Source organism: Cupriavidus respiraculi, from assembly GCF_914271545.1.
Taxonomy (GTDB): Bacteria; Pseudomonadota; Gammaproteobacteria; order Burkholderiales; family Burkholderiaceae; genus Cupriavidus; species Cupriavidus respiraculi.
Window position 1 is genome coordinate 648,201 of record NZ_CAJZAH010000002.1, and the last position, 22,437, is coordinate 670,637.

Annotated in this window: 35 protein-coding genes; 11 read left to right on the forward strand and 24 right to left on the reverse strand. The window is 65.8% G+C overall.

Annotation, left to right across the window (positions count from 1 at the left end; genetic code table 11):
• Positions 1–19: 19 nt before the first annotated feature.
• The 24 genes from LDO27_RS10700 to LDO27_RS10815 form a co-directional block, all read right to left on the reverse strand.
• Positions 20–547 (reverse strand): phage neck terminator protein, encoded by a 528-nt coding sequence (locus LDO27_RS10700; protein ID WP_224041677.1) that lies wholly within the window; start codon positions 545–547, stop codon positions 20–22.
• Positions 544–906, reverse strand: coding sequence for a hypothetical protein (locus LDO27_RS10705; RefSeq protein WP_224041679.1), 363 nt, complete (start codon positions 904–906; stop codon positions 544–546). The genes LDO27_RS10700 and LDO27_RS10705 overlap by 4 nt, the downstream gene beginning before the upstream one ends.
• Complete coding sequence (locus tag LDO27_RS10710) at positions 903–1,358, reverse strand: globin family protein (RefSeq protein ID WP_224041681.1); 456 nt, start codon at positions 1,356–1,358, stop codon at positions 903–905. Before LDO27_RS10710 ends, LDO27_RS10705 begins: the two co-directional genes overlap by 4 nt.
• Entirely contained in the window at positions 1,333–1,725 is a 393-nt protein-coding gene (locus tag LDO27_RS10715) for a DUF4054 domain-containing protein (protein ID WP_224041683.1), read from the reverse strand. Before LDO27_RS10715 ends, LDO27_RS10710 begins: the two co-directional genes overlap by 26 nt.
• A 2-nt stretch (positions 1,726–1,727) precedes the next feature.
• Positions 1,728–2,000 (reverse strand): HeH/LEM domain-containing protein, encoded by a 273-nt coding sequence (locus tag LDO27_RS10720; RefSeq protein ID WP_224041685.1) that lies wholly within the window; start codon positions 1,998–2,000, stop codon positions 1,728–1,730.
• Positions 2,000–2,962, reverse strand: coding sequence for a DUF2184 domain-containing protein (locus tag LDO27_RS10725; RefSeq protein ID WP_224041687.1), 963 nt, complete (start codon positions 2,960–2,962; stop codon positions 2,000–2,002). The genes LDO27_RS10720 and LDO27_RS10725 overlap by 1 nt, the downstream gene beginning before the upstream one ends.
• Before the next feature lie 76 nt (positions 2,963–3,038).
• Entirely contained in the window at positions 3,039–3,488 is a 450-nt protein-coding gene (locus tag LDO27_RS10730; RefSeq protein ID WP_224041689.1) for a structural cement protein Gp24, read from the reverse strand.
• 2 nt (positions 3,489–3,490) lie between these two features.
• The gene (locus LDO27_RS10735; RefSeq protein WP_224041691.1) at positions 3,491–4,558 is read right to left on the reverse strand and encodes a DUF2213 domain-containing protein; all 1,068 of its coding nucleotides are present in this window, start codon (positions 4,556–4,558) and stop codon (positions 3,491–3,493) included.
• A gap of 10 nt (positions 4,559–4,568) precedes the next feature.
• The gene (locus LDO27_RS10740; RefSeq protein WP_224041693.1) at positions 4,569–5,378 is read right to left on the reverse strand and encodes a phage minor head protein; all 810 of its coding nucleotides are present in this window, start codon (positions 5,376–5,378) and stop codon (positions 4,569–4,571) included.
• On the reverse strand, positions 5,362–6,639 hold the full coding sequence (locus tag LDO27_RS10745; protein ID WP_224041695.1) for a phage portal protein: 1,278 nt from the start codon (positions 6,637–6,639) through the stop codon (positions 5,362–5,364). Before LDO27_RS10745 ends, LDO27_RS10740 begins: the two co-directional genes overlap by 17 nt.
• A 5-nt stretch (positions 6,640–6,644) precedes the next feature.
• Positions 6,645–8,186, reverse strand: coding sequence for a terminase (locus tag LDO27_RS10750; RefSeq protein WP_224041697.1), 1,542 nt, complete (start codon positions 8,184–8,186; stop codon positions 6,645–6,647).
• On the reverse strand, positions 8,116–8,649 hold the full coding sequence (locus LDO27_RS10755; RefSeq protein ID WP_224041699.1) for a hypothetical protein: 534 nt from the start codon (positions 8,647–8,649) through the stop codon (positions 8,116–8,118). The genes LDO27_RS10750 and LDO27_RS10755 overlap by 71 nt, the downstream gene beginning before the upstream one ends.
• A 191-nt stretch (positions 8,650–8,840) precedes the next feature.
• Entirely contained in the window at positions 8,841–9,548 is a 708-nt protein-coding gene (locus LDO27_RS10760; RefSeq protein ID WP_224041701.1) for a hypothetical protein, read from the reverse strand.
• Between the two features lie 154 nt (positions 9,549–9,702).
• Complete coding sequence (locus tag LDO27_RS10765) at positions 9,703–10,362, reverse strand: hypothetical protein (RefSeq protein ID WP_224041703.1); 660 nt, start codon at positions 10,360–10,362, stop codon at positions 9,703–9,705.
• Between the two features lie 194 nt (positions 10,363–10,556).
• Complete coding sequence (locus LDO27_RS10770) at positions 10,557–10,901, reverse strand: hypothetical protein (RefSeq protein ID WP_224041705.1); 345 nt, start codon at positions 10,899–10,901, stop codon at positions 10,557–10,559.
• On the reverse strand, positions 10,898–11,317 hold the full coding sequence (locus LDO27_RS10775) for a recombination protein NinB (RefSeq protein ID WP_224041707.1): 420 nt from the start codon (positions 11,315–11,317) through the stop codon (positions 10,898–10,900). Before LDO27_RS10775 ends, LDO27_RS10770 begins: the two co-directional genes overlap by 4 nt.
• Positions 11,318–11,432: 115 nt before the next feature.
• Positions 11,433–11,813, reverse strand: coding sequence for a hypothetical protein (locus tag LDO27_RS10780; protein WP_224041709.1), 381 nt, complete (start codon positions 11,811–11,813; stop codon positions 11,433–11,435).
• Positions 11,813–12,373: a hypothetical protein gene (locus LDO27_RS10785; RefSeq protein ID WP_224041711.1), complete on the reverse strand. Its 561-nt coding sequence runs from the start codon at positions 12,371–12,373 to the stop codon at positions 11,813–11,815. Before LDO27_RS10785 ends, LDO27_RS10780 begins: the two co-directional genes overlap by 1 nt.
• 9 nt (positions 12,374–12,382) lie before the next feature.
• The gene (dnaB, locus tag LDO27_RS10790; protein ID WP_224041713.1) at positions 12,383–13,753 is read right to left on the reverse strand and encodes a replicative DNA helicase; all 1,371 of its coding nucleotides are present in this window, start codon (positions 13,751–13,753) and stop codon (positions 12,383–12,385) included.
• Positions 13,750–14,778: a hypothetical protein gene (locus LDO27_RS10795; protein WP_224041715.1), complete on the reverse strand. Its 1,029-nt coding sequence runs from the start codon at positions 14,776–14,778 to the stop codon at positions 13,750–13,752. Before LDO27_RS10795 ends, dnaB begins: the two co-directional genes overlap by 4 nt.
• A 48-nt stretch (positions 14,779–14,826) precedes the next feature.
• Positions 14,827–15,066, reverse strand: coding sequence for a hypothetical protein (locus tag LDO27_RS10800; protein ID WP_224041717.1), 240 nt, complete (start codon positions 15,064–15,066; stop codon positions 14,827–14,829).
• Between the two features lie 108 nt (positions 15,067–15,174).
• The gene (locus LDO27_RS10805; RefSeq protein ID WP_224041720.1) at positions 15,175–15,336 is read right to left on the reverse strand and encodes a hypothetical protein; all 162 of its coding nucleotides are present in this window, start codon (positions 15,334–15,336) and stop codon (positions 15,175–15,177) included.
• Positions 15,337–15,358: 22 nt separating this feature from the next.
• Positions 15,359–15,835, reverse strand: a complete 477-nt coding sequence (locus LDO27_RS10810; protein ID WP_224041722.1) for a hypothetical protein — start codon at positions 15,833–15,835, stop codon at positions 15,359–15,361.
• Positions 15,836–16,144: 309 nt separating this feature from the next.
• Complete coding sequence (locus tag LDO27_RS10815; RefSeq protein ID WP_224041723.1) at positions 16,145–16,378, reverse strand: transcriptional regulator; 234 nt, start codon at positions 16,376–16,378, stop codon at positions 16,145–16,147.
• A gap of 22 nt (positions 16,379–16,400) precedes the next feature.
• Here LDO27_RS10815 and LDO27_RS10820 point away from each other — a divergent pair, with 22 nt between their 5' ends.
• The 11 genes from LDO27_RS10820 (at position 16,401) to LDO27_RS10865 (ending at position 22,413) form a co-directional block, all read left to right on the forward strand.
• Positions 16,401–17,456, forward strand: a complete 1,056-nt coding sequence (locus LDO27_RS10820) for an XRE family transcriptional regulator (RefSeq protein ID WP_224041725.1) — start codon at positions 16,401–16,403, stop codon at positions 17,454–17,456.
• A gap of 87 nt (positions 17,457–17,543) precedes the next feature.
• Complete coding sequence (locus LDO27_RS10825; RefSeq protein WP_224041727.1) at positions 17,544–17,771, forward strand: hypothetical protein; 228 nt, start codon at positions 17,544–17,546, stop codon at positions 17,769–17,771.
• Positions 17,768–18,070: a hypothetical protein gene (locus LDO27_RS10830; RefSeq protein WP_224041729.1), complete on the forward strand. Its 303-nt coding sequence runs from the start codon at positions 17,768–17,770 to the stop codon at positions 18,068–18,070. Before LDO27_RS10825 ends, LDO27_RS10830 begins: the two co-directional genes overlap by 4 nt.
• A 168-nt stretch (positions 18,071–18,238) precedes the next feature.
• The gene (locus LDO27_RS10835; protein WP_224041731.1) at positions 18,239–18,553 is read left to right on the forward strand and encodes a hypothetical protein; all 315 of its coding nucleotides are present in this window, start codon (positions 18,239–18,241) and stop codon (positions 18,551–18,553) included.
• Positions 18,550–18,855 carry a hypothetical protein gene (locus LDO27_RS10840; protein ID WP_224041733.1) on the forward strand — a complete coding sequence of 102 codons (306 nt, stop codon included), beginning with the start codon at positions 18,550–18,552 and terminating at the stop codon, positions 18,853–18,855. Before LDO27_RS10835 ends, LDO27_RS10840 begins: the two co-directional genes overlap by 4 nt.
• Before the next feature lie 91 nt (positions 18,856–18,946).
• Positions 18,947–19,168, forward strand: coding sequence for a hypothetical protein (locus LDO27_RS10845; RefSeq protein ID WP_224041735.1), 222 nt, complete (start codon positions 18,947–18,949; stop codon positions 19,166–19,168).
• Positions 19,165–19,287 carry a hypothetical protein gene (locus LDO27_RS25590; RefSeq protein WP_290368816.1) on the forward strand — a complete coding sequence of 41 codons (123 nt, stop codon included), beginning with the start codon at positions 19,165–19,167 and terminating at the stop codon, positions 19,285–19,287. Before LDO27_RS10845 ends, LDO27_RS25590 begins: the two co-directional genes overlap by 4 nt.
• The gene (locus LDO27_RS10850) at positions 19,284–19,424 is read left to right on the forward strand and encodes a hypothetical protein (RefSeq protein ID WP_224041737.1); all 141 of its coding nucleotides are present in this window, start codon (positions 19,284–19,286) and stop codon (positions 19,422–19,424) included. Before LDO27_RS25590 ends, LDO27_RS10850 begins: the two co-directional genes overlap by 4 nt.
• A 25-nt stretch (positions 19,425–19,449) precedes the next feature.
• Entirely contained in the window at positions 19,450–19,728 is a 279-nt protein-coding gene (locus LDO27_RS10855; protein WP_224041739.1) for a KTSC domain-containing protein, read from the forward strand.
• Between the two features lie 27 nt (positions 19,729–19,755).
• Entirely contained in the window at positions 19,756–20,820 is a 1,065-nt protein-coding gene (locus LDO27_RS10860) for a hypothetical protein (protein ID WP_224041741.1), read from the forward strand.
• Positions 20,821–22,413 carry a YqaJ viral recombinase family protein gene (locus tag LDO27_RS10865; protein WP_224041743.1) on the forward strand — a complete coding sequence of 531 codons (1,593 nt, stop codon included), beginning with the start codon at positions 20,821–20,823 and terminating at the stop codon, positions 22,411–22,413.
• The last annotated feature ends 24 nt before the right edge of the window (positions 22,414–22,437 follow it).

Below are 22,437 nucleotides of genomic sequence, written 5' to 3' on the forward strand. Positions count from 1 at the left end.
CCAATGAAAAATGCCGCCCTCAGGCGGCTGGTGTCTGTTCCACGCTGGCGTGGATCGTGATGGTTGGGCCGGGCAGTGCCGCGCCTTCGGTTGTTCCTTCCGCGTTGACGGTCTCGATCAGCCCCACGTCGTCGGCCAGCGTCAGGGTGTAGCGGATGCCCAGCTCGAGCACCGCGCGCGGCTCATATGTCGTCGCGTCGCGCAGTACCGGCGCGTGCCGCACCTCTCCGACCTGGAATACGGCGAGGTCCAGCACCTCCGCCCGCTGCGCCGCGTCATTCATGTGCAGCCGCTGCCCTAGGGAGTCCAGCACGTCGAAGCTGCCCGCTCCGAAGCACTGCAGTTCCACTTGCGCATCCCGGTGGCTGGACACCGCCTGCATGCCATCCGTATCGACGGGGCCACGATGCACGGGCAGGCGTGGCGCGGCAGCGACGCGCAGCGCGATGTAGGGCTTCTCGGGCCGGCGGCCGTTCTCGTTCGCGAAGATGACGGGCACGGTCGCCGTCAGGCTTACCAGCTCGTAGATGGCCTGCTCGGGGGTCACGGTTCCACCTCCAGCACCGCCAGGTAGCGGTAGTGCGGGATCACGCCGGACTGCCACGGGCTCACCGCGCGCACCAGGTAGTCGCCCGGCCGGGGACCGTGCGGCCAGACGATGCGATCGCCGTTGCCGTCGTCGGCGCCGGCGACGTCGAGCACCGCGTCCGTGTAGACGCGCACCATCGCCTCGATGCGCCGGCCCTCCGGGAACGCCTGCAAGGTGTTGTAGTCGGACAGCGTTGCCGGCTGGACGGACGCCATGATCGTCTGCGCCGGCACGTCGCCGCCGTCCACCCACCGGCCGGCCAGCCATTGCCCTGCCGCGCGCCGCTTCACGGTGACGGGTCTGCGAAAGCTGCTCATAGCTTCTGGTACCGGATGGCGTTGACAAGGGTGCCGTGGTCGATGAGCGGCGTGCTGCTGCCCTTCTGCTGGACCGTGGCGGGTGCGTTGGGCACTGCCCACGATCGGGACTGCTGGACATGGCGCCGCTGGTGCTTCTCGACCCACAGGCCGAGCGAGTCCATGGCCTGGCCCGCACTGGCGCCGCCGGCGACGGCATCAGCCTGCCGGTCCATGGCCGTCGCCAGCACGGTGCGGTTGCGCTCGAAGAAGTCGCGAACGAACGGGCGGGCCGGGATGGTCTCGGTGCCGTATTCGTTGAAGATGGCGATGTCGAGCAGGTCCACGCCACTGGCGGCATCCTTCCCGGCATCGGCCTGAACCCCGACCTTTACGCCGCGGCCGGCCAGCTTCGACATGCCGCGCACGTACTTGGCCAGCCCTCGATCAATAACCTTCACATCCGCAGCCATAGGCGTGCCTCCCGACGGTGATCGCGCCGGCGCCGCAGAGGTCGGCCAGGCGCTTGTACTGGCCGTAGAAGCCGAGCGGGTCGACGACGCCGCTGCCGCCGGTGGTGTCGCCGAAGGTCCGGGACAGGTCCCCTTCCTTCTCGCTCACCACGCCCGCGACAATGACGCCGCCGCCGCCGGCCGTCTGCTGCTTGCGCCCGTACAGCAGCCAGGCCGCATACCATGCCTGCGCCTCGTCCTGCTTTGGCGCGGACAGGCAGGAAGGTCGATAGGCGGCCGCCATCTCCAGCGCTCGGGCCTTGTCTGCCTCCGGCACGTCAGCGACCGCCGGCGCGAGAAAGTCGAGCAGTTCGATGGTGGCCGCCATGCTCACTTCCCGGCGTCGTACAGCGCCTGCAGGTCAGGCTTCTTCGCGTCGTCGGGGTACTCAACGCCCATGGCGGCCAGCGCCTCCTTCAGCTCCGCCACCGTGCGCGGCTCGTCGCCTGCCGCCTCGCCGTCGCCCACCTGCTCGAGCACGCCGCGCTTGATCAGCACGTCGACGCCCTTGGACTTCTCGGGCACCTCGCGCACCGCCAGCGGCGGGATGACGATCTTGCCGGCGATGGTGACGACGAACGCCTCCTTGTTTCGGACTTTCATCACAGGCCCTCCGCCTTGGTGAGCGCCAGCGGGTAGTACACGGTCACGCCCGCGGTGCGGGCGAGGCACGGCACGACCAGTTCCAGGTTGCGCGCCTGGGCCGGCAGCTGGTTGAACGGCATGGGGTTCTCCATGCTCAGGTTCTCCTCGCCGAACTCGTACATCACGGCCAGGCTGGTGCCGCCGGTGCCGGCAGTGGCCAGCTCGGGCGCTTCCTCGTACTGCATCTGCGGGTACTTCCGCTTGAAGAACTCGGCCACCGTCAGGCCGTTCGAGTCCGGCAGCCGCTTCGACGTCATGGCTGCGTACTGCTCGTTGGGCAACGCGAAGCGGTTCGGCGTGTGGATTCCGCTCGACTGCACGCGGACGGCGCCGTAGAGCGCGTCCAGATCCGCCAGCATCTGGTCAGCGGTGGTGGCCGGATTCGCCCAGTCGCCGTTCAGACCGACCGTCAGCCCGATGTTCGGGTGGTTGGTCAGGCCGAACAGGCCGTACTGCACGTCGCCCACCATCGCGATCTGGTTCAGCTTCACCTCGATGGCGCGGCGCGCGGCGCTGGCCTTGCGGGTCGGCAGATTGGCGCCCAGCGCAGTGCTGGCGCGCAGCTCGGCGATGTTGTAGCCGTAGCTGTCGCCGATGTCCTTGATGCGGACCGTCTTCTCGGCGCCCTTCACGTCCGCGCGCGGCAGGTCATCCGCGTAGTTCGCCACCACCTTGGCCATGCCGACCTGGTCGTAGTAGCGGTAGGTGAAGGTCTCGGCCCATTCGGGGACCTCGGAGGTCTGCGGAACCAGCGTCAGGCCCTTCATCGGGGGCAGCTTGCGGTCGTAGGTGCGCGCCTTGACATAGTCCAGCTGGCGCGCGGCGAAGACCGACTCGTCCTCGCGCAGGCCGCCCATCTGGGGCGAGAACGCCTGAACGGCCGCCAGATCGGCTTCGTCGTAGTGCTCGTGTTGATCCATGATTTCCTCGTGGAAATGAAGAAGGCCCGCGCTATGGCGGGCCTTTCTTGCTCGATTGCGTGAAGGTGGTGGGCTGTCAGGCGGCCGGCGGCACCGCGAACGGGTTGTGCAGCTCCACCGCGGCGATGGCCGTGCCGTCGAGGAGCGTCACCTTGGCGCTGCGGAACACCGCATTCGCCAGCGTGTTGGCGCCCGCGTCCGCGACGGTGCCGTCGGCGGCGTACTTCACCGGCCCGTCCTTCGTCACCGCGCCGGCGGCCGTGACCTTCCCCCACACCAGGCCGCGCGTCATGACAGACGCGCAGTCGGTCGCGATGTACTTGTTGACGTCGAACGGGATGGTGTGGGTCTGCAGCGAGATGCCGCGGACCTTGGTGCCCGGGCCGGGGACGACGAGTCCCTGCGCGTTCGTGCCGCAGACCAGGCCAAAGCCCAGATCGGCGCCCACGGGGAACGACTCGACGCGGTCATCGCCCGAATCGACCTTCATGCCCGCGAAGGCGGGTTCCATTTGCTCTTCGTACATGCTCAGCCTCCGCGTTGTTGCTTGATCATCGCGGCGCGGGCTGCGGAAGCCGACTGGCTGCCACCACCGTTACCGTCCTTGCCGTCCTGGCGCGCGCCCGGCGGCGTCATTTCCTTGCGCTGGCGGCCCAGCGCATCCGCGCGCGCGCCTTTCTCGGCCACGGCCATGTCGTAGGCCACCTCGAGATAGGCGTCGGACTTGCCCGCCACGTGGAAGCCGTCGCCGCGCACCGCCTTGATCACGGCCACGCGGATGTCCTTGTCCGCCATGTCCTGCTTGACCTCGACGCCGAGCGCCTTGGCCTGGCCCTCCAGCGCCGTGCGCGCCAGCGCAGCAGCCCGGGCCTCGGCCTTCGCCTTCTCGATATCGGCGGTCGCTTGGTCGGCGCGCGCCTTCTCGGTGTCGGCACGGGCGTCGGCGGCGTCGGCGCGGGCCGTCTCCGTCTTCAGCTTGCCGCGCAAGGCCTCCAGTTCCTGGGCTACCTCGGGCGCGGCGTCGTACGACAGTCCCGAGTCCAGCCGCACTTTGACAGTCGTCATGTCGCTTTCCTCATCGTTGGTCAAATCGGCATCCGCCGCGTCCAAATTCAAGCGGGCATTGCCTGCCCGCCCTGCTCGCACCAGGGCTTGGTGGTTGTACCTGATGTTCCGTTGCACAGCGTGGTAGCGCTGGCCATTCCACTCACCGGGCGTCTCGTCCAGCGTCAGGGTGTAGCCGGACGACAGCTCTTTCTTGCCAGCTGCAATCGGGCCCGTGTCGTAGATCACCACGTCACCGACCACGTTGTCGCCGTCTTGGCGCCCTTCCGACAACACGGAGCCGACGGTGTGCTGCTTGGCGTTCTTCGCGTTGACCAGTCCCGGGTGGCCGTCCGTGATGGGGATGCCCTTCAGACTCGCGAGGGTGTCGGGGTGAAACACTTCCTCGGGCGGCCGCAGCTCATACCGCGTGCTGCCGTCCGCGCGCTTGTAGGGGAAGACGCCAACCCGCGTCAGCACCGGCGTGTCGCGCAAGAACCCCTCCGGCGTGCTCGTCGCCTTGAGCGGCACGGTGTCGAATCGCATTTCCATCGGTGTTTCCTCAGTGGACGATCAGGGCGTCCAGGTCGTCGAGATCCGGAAGCACCGGCTCTGCCCAGCAGCGGCACCGGATCGGCTCGCCGGGGTGGCCGTCGTCGGGCGGCGCATCCCAGGCGATCACCTTGCCCTCGCGCGCCACGTGCGCATCGCGCTCCCGGGCATCGAGCGTGCCGCGCCACCGGTATTCGGTGACGCCGACATTGGCCTGGCGGTAGCCGGTCAGCCGGCCGTTCAGCTTGCCGACCTGGTCGCGTGCGATCAGCTCCGCGCGCTCGGTCGGCAGCCGGTAGGTGTCCCGCACGAAAGCGGTCAGGCTGCGCAGCGACTCGCCGCGCGCGACGGCAGCGACAATCCGCCCCTGCAGCGTGTCCAGATACTGGACCGGGATGGACTTGATCAGCCGCAGGTTCTCCGCCTCCCAGACTCGCAGCAGCGCCGCAATGCGCGGCTCAGCCGTCACGATGTCGACGCCGTAGGCGCCGCGCAGAAGCGCGTGAAACTGCGCACTGTTGAAGGCGTCCACGCGGCCGGCGAACAGCGCGATCACGTTGCGCACGGCCTCGTCCGACACTGCGGCGGCGGCAAGCGCCTCGGTGAAGGCCAGTTCCAGCGCGTTGTACCAGCGGTCATCCTCCGGCGGGCGGTTCAGATCGTCGCCTCGCACGGCCGACAGCGCCGGGATGACGAAGCGCTCGACCGCCTGGACGGTCTGGTCCGCCACGCCGCGCACCGCGCGCACATATTCGCGCTCGATGGCGGCCGGATGCAGCCACTTCTTCGGCTTTCGCGGCCGGCTACGTCTGCGAGGCATAGCTCGTTGCCGCTGCGCGCGTGCCAGTAGTGCGTTCCAGTCCATACCTGCCCTTCTCGGCCAGATAGTCCTTGGCCTCTTCCTCGCTGACCACGCTGCGATCAACCAGTGCGCCGAGCGCGTCAGCCTCGGCCTTCGCTGCGTCGGCCCTCGTCTTGTCGACGTCGGCCTCTTCCTTCGCCGTCGGGCTATGCAGGGGCGGCCACGTGACCGACCACTGCTTCGGCGGCGCCGTGAACTGCTTCTGCGCGACGATCAGCGATACCAGCCGCTCCATCGCCGGCGTAGCGCGGTTGCGCTGGATGTTCTCGACCAGGTCGTAGTAGCCCTCGAAGTCGGACTCGCCGGTGGCGTTCTGCCCGGCCGGCGAGCGGCCGAACAGCAGGGTCACCGGAATGCCGGTCTCGACCGACAGCGCGATCTGGAACTCGGCGATGATGTCCTTGACGCCGCTGACGTTGGTGTCCTCTATGCGGTAGGTGTCCTCGCTGTCCACCGCCACGGTGTTTAGGATGTTCCGAGCAGCGTCGACCAGGCCGATGCGCTTCTGCACCACCGGTTCCATCTCGGCCACGATCAGGTCGGCGAGCCCTTTCATGCCGTAGATGGCCTGCTGCTTGCGCTCGAGGATGCTCAGCGCCCACCTCAGCGACTGGCGGTACTGGCTGACCACGCCGAATGCGCGGCTTACCGCACTGCGGCCGGCCCACGGCACGCCCTTGATCGCGGCAATGCGCCGCGGCACAGGGTCGCCCGGGATGGGGATGAGGCGGGTCTCGTGCACGATGAATTCGGCATCGGTCCCGGCTGTCGCGCCAGTGCGCACGCGGTAGCGCTCCGGCCGGCCGAAGTTCGCTTTCGTCGCGTCGCGGTACCGGTCATCCGTGGCGCTGATGTCGTCCAGGTCGAAGACCTTCAGCTCCTCGATACGCTGCAGGCGGTCGGTGCTGAGCGGGTCACGCAGCAGGCCGCCGTCGTCCGCCACCAGCAGGATGGCCGCGCCGCCGGTCAGCCGGGCCCAGCGGATGCCATCGGCCAGGGCCGGCAGCACCTTCAGGCGGTCCAGTTCGTTGGCAATGCCCTTGTCCGCATCGCCCTCGATCACCACACCGCGCGCGACAGCACTGTCGGCCGGCATGTCGACGATTCGGCCATAGATGCCGCCGGTCGCGTACAGCTGCACATCGGTCTGCGCCGGGACCGCCTGCGCCGCCAGGGCGCGGTGCCCGAGCAGCGCTGATTCGTATCCGTCGTGTCTCATGTGTGTCAGCTTGCGAGTGCCAGATGGCGGGCCAGCAACGCCGTGGCGCCGCCCTCGGCCAGCGCGTAGACAGCGCTGTCGCCCTTGTCGGGGCTGCGGCCGATCCGCTTCTTGATTTCGTCCTTCGATTCGACCTGAATGCCGCGCGCGGTCATCTTCCACCGCGGCGCGCACAGGTCGGCCGTAAGCTGCGGGTCGGGCGGTAGGGCCAAGTCGTCGCCGTGCACCGGGTCCAGCGCTTCACGCATGTGCCACCACCATTCCGCGCGCCTGTTCACGAAGCCCAGATGCCCGGTGCGGTCGGTGGCGTCGCTGCCCTCGGAGCCGTTCAGCGCGACCGCATACACCTTGATCTTCCCCTTCAGGATGTCGTACGGGCTGCTGCCAACGCCGATCACGTCGATGTTGACCGCCGTGCGCGCCTGGCGCAGCAGCAGGACCTGCGCAGCGACCGCCTCGCCGTCGGGCGTTTCCGTGCCAGGCATCGAGACCTGCGGGGCGAACCAGTTGCCGTGCCGGGGCGAAAGGATCGTCTTGTCCTGTCCGCCGCGCGCCACGTCGACGCCGAGCGCCGTCATCGGCGCCGCGCACTCCGGCCGCTCCACCCAGCGCTTTTGCGCCAGCCGAACCCATTCGCTGGGGATGATCTGCCAACGATCGTCCTGCCGGCCGGCGCCAAAGTCGCCGTACAGCATCTTGCTGCGCAGCGGCTCAGGTAGCGCCTGAAGCTTGGCCACGTAGCCGGAGTCCGCGTAGAACGGGTTGTCCGTCACGCGCGCCGGGATGAACGTTCGGGTCAGCGGCCGGATGATGTCGACCTTCTTAACCTGGCTGGCGTCGAAGTCGTAGACGCGCCGGCCATCCACGAGGATGAACGGGTCGCCCGTCTCGCACTCGTGCTGCTCGCCCTCGATAGAGGCGAACCACCGCAGCTCGCCGGGCGCCGCGGGCCGGGGGTGCGCCGGGTCGAGCCAAGGCGCGAACCACTTGATCAGCCAGTCGCCGGTGGCGTCCGTGGGCGGATTCGAGCAGAGCAGCACCTGGCAGTGCTGGTCCGGATCCTCGCTCCGGTTCCAGCCGGCGATGAACTCGACTTGCGACTCCAGGAAGTTGGCCGCCTCGTCGAATACCTTCAGATCGTGCGGCCGTCCCTGGAACTTGTTCTTGTCAGCCTCGTGCTGGACAGAGCCAAACTCGACGATACGGCGCTTGCCGGCGAACTCGCAGCGCCAGACCTTGTCGCCGTAGCTGCCGTATTCCCCATAGAGGTCTTCCGCCCGCTGCAGGATGCCCTTCAACTGCGGGAACTCGCGGCGCAGGATCAGCGATCGCTGGTGCTGCGTGAGCGCCTTGCCCAGCGCGAGGTCAGTCTTGCCACCGCCCGCGGCGCCGCCGTACAGCAGCACGTCCGCTCGGCAGGCGTAGGCCATGGACTGCGGCCCGGGCAGCGGCTTCCAGTTCAGCCGGTTGCGCGCTTTAAGAGTCTGGAGCAGCGCCAGTTTGTCGGCCGCGCCCCAGTTGCGCCAGTTCTGCCTCGATTGCTGCATCGATGTCTTTCATGTCCGCAGGCGTAGCCGCGTCGAGGCCTCGAATCTTTCGGATCGCTGCCACGGCTGCCGATGCCGCTTCCACGATGGTCCTGATCTCTTTCGGGTCTGCCGCCTTCGTGGCGACCGTCTCAAGGTTCCGCAGGCAGGACCGATGGATGCGCAGGCCGCGCTCCATGTCGTCGATGTCCTGGCGGGCGGCATCGGCAATAGTTTCACGGGTTAAACCTGAAACCTCGGCTGAAACTCCAGGCGCCGGCTCGCCGCCCGCCCCGCTGAAATGCGCCTCCACCAAGGCCCGCTTGGCGGTGCCCGGGTTGCGAATCCAGCCTTGCGTCTTCGCCCGCTTGTTCACTGCGGTATGGCTGATGCCGTGCTTCGCGGCAATGGCGGTCACTGGCTCAGTGCCGGCGCGATACGCCGCCTCGACTGCGACCCAGTCGATGTCCTTTGCCTTTGCCATGGTGTGAATGAGGTGAGATGCCGTCGCCCGTCGCCGAAAATGCCCGCACGGGGCGGGAGGAGACCGGCTTACGCTACGTCGGCTGCTGCGGGAGTTTTGCCCCACCGCCGGCCGGGGCTGGGCATTACGAAGAATATTCTGGTGCTAGGGCGAAACTCATCCCGCCCCGCCCTACGCAGCCGCAGGTGCCCTCACGTCGTCTGGCGTCTGCGCAAAGCCGCCCTCGCCATTGACTTGGCCGTTCTGATGGCCGTCTGTCGCCAACGAGCAAGCAAAGGCGTGGATGGGAGGTGCGGGCGCCAAAAAGCTTCCGCGCTACCCACGATCGAGTCCATTCGTGGCGTCACCTTATCCTTGGCGCCGTGCCACCAAAAAAGCTCCTCGCGTTCGCGCTGCCCGTCCCGATGGACCTTGAGTTGTTCCGCTTCGGCGGATTGAAAGCCATAGTCTTGAGCCGCCATGACATAGCTTTGGGCCGCCACCAGTATCTCGTTCACGAGGGACACCAGGTCTTTGAAAGGCTTCTCCGACGCAGGTCCGAGGAGAGCCATGGCCTTATACCGCGTCGTCCTCAGTGCAGCGAACAGTTCGCTATGCTCGTTGTAGCGTTTGAAGAGAGGCGCCACAGCTTGACGTGCCCGAAACCTTGTCTCGGACTCCTGATCGCCGCGGACAACATGGTTAGACTCACCATCGAAAGCCACGGGGCTTCGCATGTGTGCGACGGCGTCCGCGGCCTGATAGAACAAGCGCAAAGACTCCTCCGCTAATTCGATCTTGCGCTTTCCGGTGAAATCCCGCCGCCATGCGTTAATGCCATATACAGCAAGGGCCGCTGCTACCAGCGTAGCCCCCTTGCTGAGCATTTCTATCCAATCCTTTGCGGTAGTCAGATCCATTCCGCCTCTCCCATAAAAAGCACGCCGAGTATGGTAGCGAAATGGGGAGACGCAAGGTACGCGGATGAGCAAAAAGCCCGCGCGGCGGAAACCGTGCGGGCTTTGGTGGCATTTCTGGAATTTGGGAAAATTCTAGGGCCGCTGTAACACGGTGTCAAGCGACACTTTCCTCCGCCTCGATCAGCCCCGTCCTCTCGAAGTATGGCGTCAGCCGGCCGACCGCAACCTTCTCCAGTTCGATCAGCCGCGCGCGCAGCTTCGGGTATGCCCGGGCGTAGGTCATGTGGTTGCCGCCGAACGCGGTGGCCATGTCCCGGAAGCTGATGGCCAGCTTCTCGCCGTCGGCGAACACCCGCGCGGTCAGCATGTCCAGCGCCAGGCCGGTAACCGGGCACAGCCCTTCAGGGAGCCAGCGGGCGAGCTGGCGGATCGCCTCGAGCCGGTCCCGGCTGTAGAAATAGCGCTTCGTCCGAGACCCGTGCGCCCCGACGTCCTCGTGCTCGGTCGGGATGAACCGGGCCCGCACTACCCACTGCTCCGGCGCCGGCAGCTTCGAATTGACCGCCGAGATGACCGCCGAGCATTGCGCGCGCACCTCGTCGCTGGTCAGCCCGCCGAAGTTCACCGTGCTCTCCGCCGGCGTGCCGCGGAGCTGGGCGAGCCAGGCCTCCTGCTGGCCTGTCAGATGTTCCTGGGCCTCCATGGCCCGGATCAGCGCCTTGCGGAACGGCGCCGGCTGGCGCGGCTCCAGTGCGCTCACCATGTAGGCAATCAGCAGCGCCTGCCTCGTGTCTGCGAAAACCGCGTCGCTCATAACTTCTCCCCGAAAAACTGGCATCGTTTGCCGTGATTCCGCCGCTTGCCGTTGGGCAGCAGCTTGGTGCAGACCCTAAGCGTGGTGCCGAACAGCCGGGCGGTCTTCTCCCAGCAGCATCCTTTGCAGCTGCGCGCCTCCGCGCGCTCGTAGACCTCGGCGGGGTCACGGTAACAGTGGCTCGGCAGCGCCATCTATCGCCCCCTGCTGATGCGCGTCATCTCGCCGCAGTGCTCGCACTTCGTTCGGCTGCGCTCCGCCAGGCGCTTCATCTCGTCCTGATACTGCGCCGCGTGGTTGTGCCAGCGCGTCTCCATGCGCGAGAGCTGCTGCAGCACCCACATCGGATTCAGGCGCTCCCCGCACGCCGTGCACTCGACCGTGTCCAGCTTCTCGTCGATGGTGAAGCCCGCGCGGTGCTGGCAACCCGGCTGGTAGTGGACCTGGCGCAGGTACGGCCCCTCGTCGGCCGGCGCCTTCTTCTTGCCCGGGAAGGAGAGCACCGCGGCCTTGTCGTCCTCGTTCAGGTCCACGATCACGCATGCACCCCGTCGAAGCTGACGCCGAACTCGTTGGCCGCGTGCGCCTGCACCTTGGCCACGTACTCGCTGAACTCGCCGACGGTGAATTCCGACGTCGACTTGCGCCGCGTGCAGAGCCGGCCGTCGGGCAGCCGGAATTCCGCCTTGGGCGCGAACAGGTCCGCGTAGTACTCGTGCCACGTCGCGCGCTTGAACTGCTGGCCGTCGACCCATGCCTGCTCCTCGATGTCACGCAGCACCGGGCCAAAGTAGAAGGCGTTCTGCTCGGCAGTGCGCCGGCGCTCCTCCGCGGTGACGATGATCCGTAGCGGTCGACCCTTCTCGATGCACGCAGCGGCGTTGGCCTTGACGAATGCAACGACGGTCGGCCACACGCGCGGGCCTGTGAGTGGGAATTCGCGATAGAGAGCCATCACCGCCCTCCCCGCGCCAGGGCCTTGTCGACCGCGGCAAACGGCAGCAGCACCACCGCAGCGGACAGCCACAGGGCGGTCATCAGCGCTCGGGCCCCAAGTTCCAGGAACGTTGTCATGCGACCTCCAGTTCGTCTTCTTGCGTCGCCATGCGGTGATGGCGGGCGGGCAGCGCGATGTTGACCACGCGCATGCCCCAGGCTTCCAGCAGCGCAGATGCCGCGTGCGCTTTGCTCGGGCGGGTGCGGATCGGGATGAATCGGCGCTTGGGCTTCCACAGCCGCATCGCGTCGGTGTCGACGCAGGCCCATTCGGTGCCCTTTGCCGTGCCCGCCACCGCGCTTGCGCGCACCATGGGGCCAAACTGCTTCAGCGCCAGCGACACGGCCGTGCGCGAAACGCCGATGCGTGCGCCGAACTCCGGCGGCCGGACGGTCTCGCCGCGCAGGAACGCCGCCCGGAGGTGCTGACCCACGCTGATCTCGGTGGCGGACATCACGCGGCCTCCTGCTGCCGGGCATACTCGAGCAGCGCCAGCGCGTCGGCGTGGTTATCGTCGTCCACGCGGTAGCCGCGCGCCTTCATCTCGCCGATCATTGCGAACTTGTCGGCGTTGCCCTTGCCGGTGGCCGACTTCTTGATGACCGGCACCGGCACGCCGACCAGACGGATGCGGTTGCGGTCCGCCCAGGCTTGCAGGTGCGCTTCGAAGCCTCCGTAGACGTGGGCAGCCTGGACGGCGGTATGGCGGAGCACGCGCTCGTAGTAGACGACCTGAATCTCGCCCGCCTGCCGCGCGCGCTCGCCGAGCCAGGCCCCGAACTTCAGCCAGCGCTGGCCGGGGCCGTCGTCGCGCCGCGGAGCGAAAGATTGGCTGCCGCCGTGCACCGCACCGTCGCGCATGCCGAGCGCCCAGCCGGTGGTGGTGCCGATATCGATGGCCAGGATGGTCATGTTGCAGGCCGGCGTACCCAACGCTGCGAGGCCATTGCCTTTGCAATCAACAGCTTCGACTGCGGCGTCGCGCGCGGTCACGGTGTCGAAAAAGTCAGTCATGGAGTGCTCTCATTCAAAGCCGCGCGTCGTGGTGGCAGCGCGCCGTGGAGGGGCCGGGTGCCAAGTGCTCGCCAGCGTTTCGAACCGGGTCTGTGCGCCGATGTAAGCCAGCGCAACACGACCCGGCTGTCCCTGACGGTTCAGCGCCACGTCGACCTCACAGATGCCCTTGTCATCGGTGTCGGGGTGGTAGACCTCGTCGCGGTACAGGAACATCACGACGTCGGCGTCCTGTTCGATCGCACCGGAGTCACGCAGATCGGACGGCTGCGGCCGTTTGTTCGGGCGGCGCTCCAGCTCGCGGTTGAGCTGTGACAGCAGCACGATGGCGATGTCCAGCTCTTTGGCCAGCGCCTTAAGGCCGCGCGTGATGCCTTCGATCTGGGCGTTTCGGTTGTCGCCCTCTCCTTCCATGAGCTGGAGATAGTCGACCACCAGCACGTCGAGACCCGCCCGGCGCTTGACCTGCTTAGCCTTCATGCGCACGTCGAGCAAACGCAGCCCACCCTGGTCGTCGAGCCACAGTCCCATGCCCTCAAGCACGCTCATCGCCTGGGAAAGTCGGCTCCACTCGGCATCGGCCATGCTGCTCGGGGTAAGCAGGTGGGATAGCGGGATCTGCCCTATCGCGGCGAGGTTGCGGTCGTCCAGCTGCGCGCGGGGCATCTCCATGGAGAGCACCAGCACCTGATGCCCACGAGCGGCGTGGCGAGCGACACCGAGTGCGAAGGCGGTCTTGCCCATCTTCGGGCGCGCGGCGACAACAACCAGCTCGCCGGGGCGGATGCCGCCATTGAGCAGCGCGTCGATATCGCGGAATCCTGTGGAGATCGCACGCGCGCCTTCGGTCTCTCGCAGTTGCAGCTGCTTGGCGTACTCGATCAAGCTCTGCGACACATGTGTCGGCTCCTTGCGAACGCGTGCCTGCGCCAACGCCTCCAGGCGGCTGGTAGCTCGGTCGATGAGAGCGGCCGATTCGTCGGCAGATGACTTCGCTTCCTGGGCGAGCTCGCTGCCAAGCGCCAGCAGCGCGCGGCGCACTGCCCTCTCGCGCACGATGGCGGCGTGCCGCGAGACGCTGGCGGTGCCCGGTGTGTTCTGTGCGAGCGCCGTCAGGTATGCCAAGTCCGCCGCGCCCTGGCCGGCCGCCTTGAGGCGCTCGAAGACCGTGACGCAGTCGGTGGCCTTCCCCGCTTGGATCTGGCGCGACAGCTCGGCGAAGACCGCGCGGTGGTCCCCGACGGTGAAGTGCTCAGCCTGAAGGTCACCTACGCGATCGAAGCACTCGCTGTCGATCAGCAACGCGCCCAGCACGGCCTGCTCGGACGCAACCGCCGTCATGCGGTCGTCGTGGGCGGCGGGGGAGACGGGCGCGTTCATGCCGCGTCTCCGTGCAGGCGGCGGGCCTGCTCGCCGACTGTCGTGAGGCTCACAGTGCCGTCACCGGCGATGTACCAGATCCGGAACCAGTTGCCACGCACCGACTTGCGATGCACCGCGGCCCAGTCCTTGTACCGCTTGGCGTCCGGTTGGCCGTAGCGTGCCTTGAACTCGAGCCAGTGCAACCGCAGGAATTCCAGCGGGATCCCGACCTGGTCGGCGTAGGCGAACACGGCATCGCCCTCGGCGATGGGCTTCACGCCGGACTGCCTGCAGGACTGCAGGTAGGACAGCAGACCGACCGCAGATCGCTTGGGCTTGCCCGGTTTCTCGATCGCCGTGGGTTGGCCCCCTTGGGGGGTATGGGGGGTTCTGTTACTCCCTTCTTTATCCTCTCCCTTCCTCTCCGTAGGCGAGTCACCATCGAGACACCTTGCGTCACCTTGCGTCACCTGCGCGTCACCAGATTGAGTTTTGCGCTTGCACGATGCGCACACCAACCGGAACCCTTTGAATTCATTGGCTTCGTCGGGTGACACGTCGGTGACGCGAGCCAGCGTGACACCTTGCGCGTCACCACACAGGTGACACACGTCACCCTTTGCCTCGCGCAATTTCTTCAGGAGCAATTGACGCTGCTTGCCACCCAGCCTTTTATGGTGACGCGTGTCACCTGCGTCACCATGCGCGTCACCCGTGTCACCGATTGGGTGCCGCAACGTTGGTTGGTCGATGCGTTGGTGGTGCCAGCCGGTGACGTGCCAGAACTCCTTGCCGTCCGCCTCATACTCGACGACGAGTTGCTGTTCGATCAGTTCGTCGATCCACTGCATGACAGTGGAAGCGGTGACATCGTCGTCGCCGGGAAATACCTCGGCCTTGAGCGTCTTGGGGCTGGCGGGATGATTGCCGCCGTCGTCGGAGAAGGTCCAGAGACCGATGAAGAGAAGCCGCGCGTCGCGCGACACTTCCATGACCTGCTCGGAGGTCCAGTACTCGGGCTTGATGGAGCGGATGCGGGCCATGTCAGACCCCCACCCACAGTGTCGCCGGCGCGAACGGCCGGCAGTGGCTTAGAGCCCGGTGAACTTCTTCGCGATGTTGATCAGTGCCGTACCGACCTGCTCGGCACAGTCCAGCGGTATCTGAACCACGTCCGAGTCCACTGAATCCCGCTCGTCGCGCATCTGGGTTACCACGATCGAAATTTTCTCGTTCTTGGCGATGAACACCTGGATTTCCGGCCGCGCCTCCAGAATGAACGTGTGGTGACCCTGATCCGGCATATCGTCGTGCGCTTCCTTCTCTGCCATTGCTTGCCTCGCATCCTGCCTGGTTGATGGGTCGGGCGAGCGCGACATGGCAGGCGTCTGCCGCGCGCTGGTGGCCACCAGCTGCCCGAAAGCGAAAAGTGTAGTCCATTACTGCTTGCTCCCCGCCCGGCTGTCCAGCAGCTCGGCGATCGCCTGTTTCGTCTCGGTGCACAGCTGCACGCGCACGGCCTTGGTGTCGGCCACGGTCATGTGGTGCAGCAGCTCGTTCACCCAGGCGGCCTGCGCCGCTTCCTGTTGCTGTGCGTCCATGGTGTTCATCCGGGCCGGGCCGTCAGGCCACTGCCTTGAGACCAGTGGCGCGCGCGGCGGCTGCAGCCACGTCAGCGCGCGCACGCCGGATCGTCTCCTCTGCCTCGGCCAATTCGCGGTCCGCGGTGTGGAGCTCGGAAGCCGTGGCGCCGTCGATCAGGTTCGCAACCGCGGTCTGCGCTTCGGCCGTTTCCTTGGCGATGGCAATCAGGTGCTGCGTCGCGTTCAGACCGCTGCCATCCGACCCGTCCACGCCGCGCACGCACAGACCGAACTTCGCCAAGCGCTCGTTCTCGTAGGCGATCAGCAGATCCCGCGGCATGGCGGCCAGGATCGAGTCCTCGAAGTTGGCCGGCATGAAGTTCGTGTCCTTGGACTTGTCGTCCAGCCAGCGGAAGATGCGGTCCGCGGCGTTCTTGGCCAGCGTGAAGTGGTCGCCGGCTGTCTCGAAGGCCAGCTTCGGCAGCCGGTCCAGACCCAGCTTCCGATGCGCGGCCACGATCTCGATCGCTACCGTCTCCCGGCTCCCTGCCCTGTCCCGCCAAGCGCAAACCGCGTCCATGAGGCGCGCAAGTCTCGTTTTCTGCGATTCGCTTCGCATGCTTTTCTCTCCACCTTCGCCAATACTGGCTTCACATCAAAAACAACACCGGGTCACACATGAAAACCGCTTCTCACCCGCCTCACGGTTACCCGCAATGGCCATCTTTTAGGGCTTGGCTTTCGTGGCCGAGCCGGTACATGCCGCGCGGAAACCTTGCAGCGACACGCCGCTTGGAAAGCCGAGGCCATAGCGCAGATCTCGGACCTAAGCGGGCTCGCGTTCGCGCGAGCTGCGGATAAACGCCCAATCCACCTTCGAGTTCAGCTCTTCGCAGGTCACTGCTCCATCCGTGAGCCGCTCGATGGACGGGCATTGCTCCGCCGACACGGGCCGTTTGCCAGTGATCCACTGATGCACGAGTCCCTGTGTGACGCCCAACCGCTTGGCAAAGGCCGCTTGACTGGTCTTGGTCGAGTCGAGGTATTCAGCGAGTTTCATACCGCAAATACTAGCATTGCTTATGGATAAGTCAACAGCTTTGCTTGTTGCTGAAATTAATAGCATTGCTACACTCGCGCGCATGATCCGGCCCTCCTACACACTCGAGCCATGGCAAGTCGAAGACGCTCAGCGTCTGAAAGGTCTTTTCGCCGCCCGAAAAGGCAAGATGAGCCAGGAGGAGTTCGGTAACCGCTACTCGCTCGGCAGCCAGTCGATGGTGTGGCAGTACCTCAACGCTAAGCGCCCCCTAAACATCCGAGCGGCGACCGCCTTCGCGCGCGGGCTGGGCGTCGATGTGGACGACTTCAGTCCCCGGCTAGCCGCAGAGATTCGGCGCGCTTCCGCCGAGGTCGTCGATACCGTGCCCACCGCAAAAACAGCCGAAGGAACCACTCCCGCGGGCCGGCTCGCACAGGTCATGGCCGAGCAGAATCTTGACGTGGAAAGAATGGCAGAGGTGCTGAAGGTGGAACCCGCTGTCGTCCGGGGATGGCTCGAGGGAGAAGGAACGAAGCTGCCCGTACACCACGCGATTAAGCTCCATGAGATCTACGGTTACAGCCCTCCGTGGCTTGTGAACGGAAAAGGCGATCGCCTGGCAAAGGGCGTGGAAGCGGATCTGGATGAGCCAAGCCTGTCGCTCGACACAATCCGCATCCCGGCAGAGGCCTTCAAACGAATACCGGTAAGAGGAATGGCGCAACTCGGGGACAACGGGCATTTCTGCGAGATCGAATATCCGGTCGGTGATGGCGATGGCTTCTTGTACTTCCCTACCCGGGACCCCGACGCCTATGGCTTGCGCTGCAATGGCGACTCCATGCGCCCTCGCGTAAAGCATGGCGAATTCGTTGTCGTAGAACCGAACACCCCCGTAACCAACGGCGATGAGGTCCTTGTTAAATCCCAGGACGGGCGCGTCATGGTGAAAGAACTCGCCTACATACGCGACGGCAGTCTGCACCTCGCGTCTGTCAACGAAAAGCACGGCATGCTCAGGATCCCGCAGGCGGAGGTGGAACGCCTCCACTTCGTGGCTGGAATTGTGAAGCGGTCGGCCTGGCGGCCGGATTGAAGGGCTCCATGGGCAGCTTGCCTGTGGCCGCCTCACCGGCCTAAGAGGGCTCGGGGAGTCGGACGATTTTTTGGATGGAGCTAAGCTGTGACAAAGACTGAATTGGAACTGCTACGCGTGTGCATCTACCAGAACTCGATGCTGGTCGGGCTGCGGGCAATGGCAGTGCAACTCTATGAGCACGCCATAAGCGGGAAGACTATAGACCTCGAAGAATTTAAGGAGCTCGGTCAGGAGTTCACCGAGGATCGCCGCATCGTATCTGAATCGATCGACAACCTCATTAAGCAAGCCGAAAAAGGGGTAGGCGAATGATTCATGATCGGTTTGTCGAGCGGATAGAGCAGTTGCGCGCCCAGAGAGGCAACGTTGACAACGGCGGCGAGCCGCCCGATGATGGTGCCATGGAAAAGCGTGTGAAGGCTCTCGAGGACTCAATCGCGGCGGTCAAGACAGACCTTGCCGTGATCAAGGCTACCCACGCTACCAAGGCTGACATCGAGGGCACGAAAGCCAGCATCGCCGATGCAAAAGCCACCATCATTCTGTGGGTCGTGACAGCGATCTTCCTCGCACAGCTGCTGCCTGGGGTGCTGAAAAAGTTCGGCCTCTGATCTCCCCTGCCTCACAAAGAGCCCGCCCATGGCGGGTTTTTTTTCGCCTAGCTACTATTAGAAAAAGCAACGCTATTAATACAATCAATCGCAAATAACAGCATTGCTGTTGAATCCATCCAAAAGCATTGCTAGTATTCCTCCATCGACACACCGATGGAGCGAGCGATGGATCACCACCAAGCAGTTGACGCGATCGAGCAAGACCTCCGCGCTGGCGCGGTGGACGCCTATCTCTCTGGCGACGACGCCCTCGAGATCCTGGGCGACCTCTTCCTCCTGCACTTGCAGCGCGCCGAGCCTGGCGAAGGGCTGGTCGAGCACCTGCGTCGCAACGCGGCCGCCGTCGGCAACTACCTCGACACCAAGTTCGGGAAGATCGTGGCCGACAACGTCGCCTTCGTGATGGAGGAAGCCGCGAAGGCCAAGCAGCACGCCCGCAGCGACTACCGCGAGCTCACCACCGAACGGGTGGCGGCATGAGCGCGCCCGCAAACCAGTGGAGCGACGCCGGGCTGGCGCGCCTGGCAAAGGCGGTGAAGAGCAAGGCCCCGACCGCCGACCAGTGCGCGTGCCGGCAAGCGGAGCGCGACAACCTCGTTTCGGAGCTGGCGACTTCTTTGAAGTGGGCCGCCGGCGCCCTGCAGACGGTCTCCAACGAGTTGCCAGCGGCCCACGAGTTCGACCGCATCACCAGGCACGACATCGGCCAGACCATGACCATCGGGCAGATCCTCGACAAGGCGGATTCGCTGCTGGCCCGCGTCAAGGAGCAACAGCGATGAGCCGTGACGCGATTTTCCTCGCCGTGCTGGCGTACTTGGCCGGACCGTTCCTCGCGCTTCTATTCGTCGCGCTCAGCGCATGGTGGCCGCTATGAGCCGGCGCACCCTCGTCCGCGAATGCAGCGACGGCCCGGCGATCTGCCCTGACTACGAACTGGTCGTCGACTTCGAGGACGAGGGCGGCCACATCGACATTCTGTCCGTGGCCGTGGTCTTCCCCGGCAGCAATACCGAAGCGCGGCTCGGCCCGCGCAACTACGACCGCGCGGCTGTGCTCGCGCTGTGCCTCGATCAACTGGAGCGCCAATCGTGAAGATCCTTTCCGCCCTCGCCTTCTGGTTCGCTGTCGCCGCCGGCGCCATTGCTCTGTCGGGCCTGTACGCGTGGATGAACGAAGACGCATCGGCCACGGCTGTCTGGAGGTCGGCATGACCTACGACCCGGCATCCAACACCCTGCTGGCCGTGGCGAAGTGCTCGCGCGGCCGGCAGTGGGCCGCCATGGCCGCCACCGGCATCGCCGTGGGCGTCTTCTGGTATCTCGCCGTCGCGCTGCGCGTCGGCACCTGACCTGTCCTACCAACTGGAGAACAACATGGACATCGAAATCAAGCCGCGCACGATCAACCTCGACGCCGTCGAGTCGTCGCAGATCCACAGCATCGGCCACGACGCCGGGAGCAACACGCTGGCGATCCGCTTCAAGAACAAGGCCGGCCAGCCCACGTCGCTCTACCACTACAGCCACGTCAGCGCGGAAGACTTCGCGGCGTTCCGCGGCGCCGAGTCCATCGGCTCGCACTTCTACGCGCATATCAAGCCGCACGCCGAGAAGTACCCGTACGTGAAGGTCGAGTCGTCGCCGGCCGCCTGATCACCCACACCCACCGGAGAACCCGTAATGTCCAATGCCCTCGCTGTGCGCAACGAGTTTGGAGCGCAGCAGACCACCACCGCCCTTGTCGAGACCGCCTCGACGGCCGTCGCCGCGCAGGCGAAGGCAATGGTCGAAGCCCGATACATCATGGCGATGCAGCGCCCGCGCAACTGGGACCAGGTGCGGCAGACCCTGCTCCGCGAGTGCCGCCGGCCGTCGTTCGCGCACAACAAGAGCGCCTACTACCGCAAACCGATCGGTCAGGGCGTCGAGGGCCTGGGTATCCGCTTCGTCGAGGTGGCACTCCGCTGCATGACCAACGTCTTGGTCGAGACGACCATGATCTTCGAGGACGACAGCAAGGAAGTCCACCGCGTTTCGGTCACCGATCTGGAATCGAATTTGACCTACCCGCTGGACGTGCGCGTCTCGAAGACCGTCGAGCGCTCCAAGCCGGCCGACGACGGCAGCTATATCTCGGTGCGCAAGAACAGCTATGGCAAGGACGTCTACACCGTCCCGGCGAACGACGATGACCTGCTGAACAAGCGCGCCGCACAGATCTCGAAGGCGATCCGCACGCTTGGCCTGCGGATCATCCCGGGCGACATGCAGGACGAGGCCGAGGACATCATCAAGAGTGTCCGCATGGACGAGGCAGCGCGCGACCCCGACGCCGAGCGTAAAAAGGTGGCCGACGCGTTCGCTGGTATCGGCGTGAAGGTCTCCGACCTGGTCGCATACCTGGGCCATCCGCTGGACAGCTGCTCTCCGGCCGAGCTTGTCGATCTGCGAGGCATCTACGGCGCGATCAAGGATGGCGAGGCCACGTGGAAGTCCGTCATGGACAACAAGGCCGAGCAGTCTGGAGGAACGCCCGCTGACGCGCCGGCCGCCCGCGGCGATGGCAAGAAGCCCGCCTGCAGCCCCGATTCCTTTGCAAAGAAGGCACCCGGCTGGAAGAAGGCGATCGAGGCCGGCAAGCCGGTCAACGACCTCATCGCCATGATCGAAACCAAGGAAACCCTGACCGCGGACCAGAAGATCGAGATCGCGTCGTGGGCGCCTGCCGCCTCGGAGGGCCAGTAAGTGCAGATCCACAACCTCACGCAAGGCAGCCCGGACTGGCAGCACTTCCGCCTCTCGTATCACGGCGCCAGCGAGGCCGCGGCCATGTTGGGCCTGTCGCCGTACATGAAGCGCACCGAGCTGCTGCACATCAAGCACACCGGCACGCCGAAGGAATTCAGCGACTTCGTGCAGGAGCGCATTCTCGACCGTGGCCACGAGGTGGAGGCACTGGCCCGCCCGCTGGTCGAGGAAGACCTGTGCGAAGACCTGTATCCCGTCACCTGCTCGGACGGCGACCTGTCAGCGTCCTGCGACGGCCTGACGATGGCCGGCGACATCGCCTTCGAGCACAAGCAGTGGAACGAGGAACTGGCGGCCAGCGTGCGCGCCGGCCTCGTTCCGGACAGCCACATGCCGCAGTGCCAGCAGATCATGCTGGTGACCGGCGCCGAGCGCGTGCGGTTCGTGGTGTCGGATGGCACCCGCGATCGCTTCGTCTGGACCGACGTCACGCCCGACCCGGGATGGTTCGATCGCATCCGCGCCGGCTGGGACCAGTTCCGCAAAGACCTGGCCGAGTACGTGCCACAGCCGGCGGAGGTGAAGCCCGTCGGCCGCACGCCCGAGACCCTGCCGGCACTGCTGGTGGAAGTCACCGGCCATGTGACGGCCAGCAACCTGACGGAATTCCGCGACCATGCGGTCGCCGTGTTCCGCGGGATCAATCGCGACCTGTCGACCGATCAGGACTTCGCTGATGCCGAGAAGACGGTGAAGTGGTGCGGCGAGGTGGAAAACCGGTTGGCAGCCGCCAAGCAGCACGCCCTGTCGCAAACCGCGAGCATTGACGCGCTGTTCCGCACCATCGACGACATCAGCGCCGAAGCACGGCGCGTGCGGCTCGACCTGGACAAGCTGGTAACCCAGCGGAAAACGGAGATCAAGGAATCGATCATCCGCGGCGGCCGTCAGGCGTACGACAAGCACGTCGAGGCGCTGAAGACCGAGACCGGTGGCGCATGGCTGCCGCTGGGCATGCCGGACTTTGCCGGCGCGGCGAAGGGCAAGCGGTCGGTGGCAAGCATTCAGGACGCCATCGACACTGTCCTGGCGAACGCGAAGATTGAAGCCGACGCGGCGGCGAAGCGCATTCGCGCCAACATGGTCTTCCTGGACGGCGCGACCGCCGGGCACGAGTTCCTCTTCGCGGACCGCATCTCGCTGGTCACGAAGCAGCTGGACGACCTGCGCCTGGTGGTATCGAGCCGCATCGACAAGCACAGGGCAGACGAACAGCGCAAGAAAGAAGCTCAGCGCGAGCGCATCCGGGCCGAGGAACAAGCAAAGCTGCAGCAGGAGGCCGCTGCCGCCCGAGCGGCGCCCCCTGCAGCCGCGGCGCCTGACCGAGCACCGAGCCTTGGCGGAACGCCTGCACCGGTTCGCCGGCAAGCCGCAGCTGTCATGCCGATCGCCAGCCGGCCGCGCCCGCCGGCTCGCCCCACCGACGCAGAGATCGTAGACGCGCTGGTCAGCCACTTCGAGTCCACCGAGGCCGAAGTCATCGGCTGGCTTTGCGAACTGGACCTGTCGGCGCTCGATCACGCCGCCTGATCACCTAACTACCGGAGCCACCGA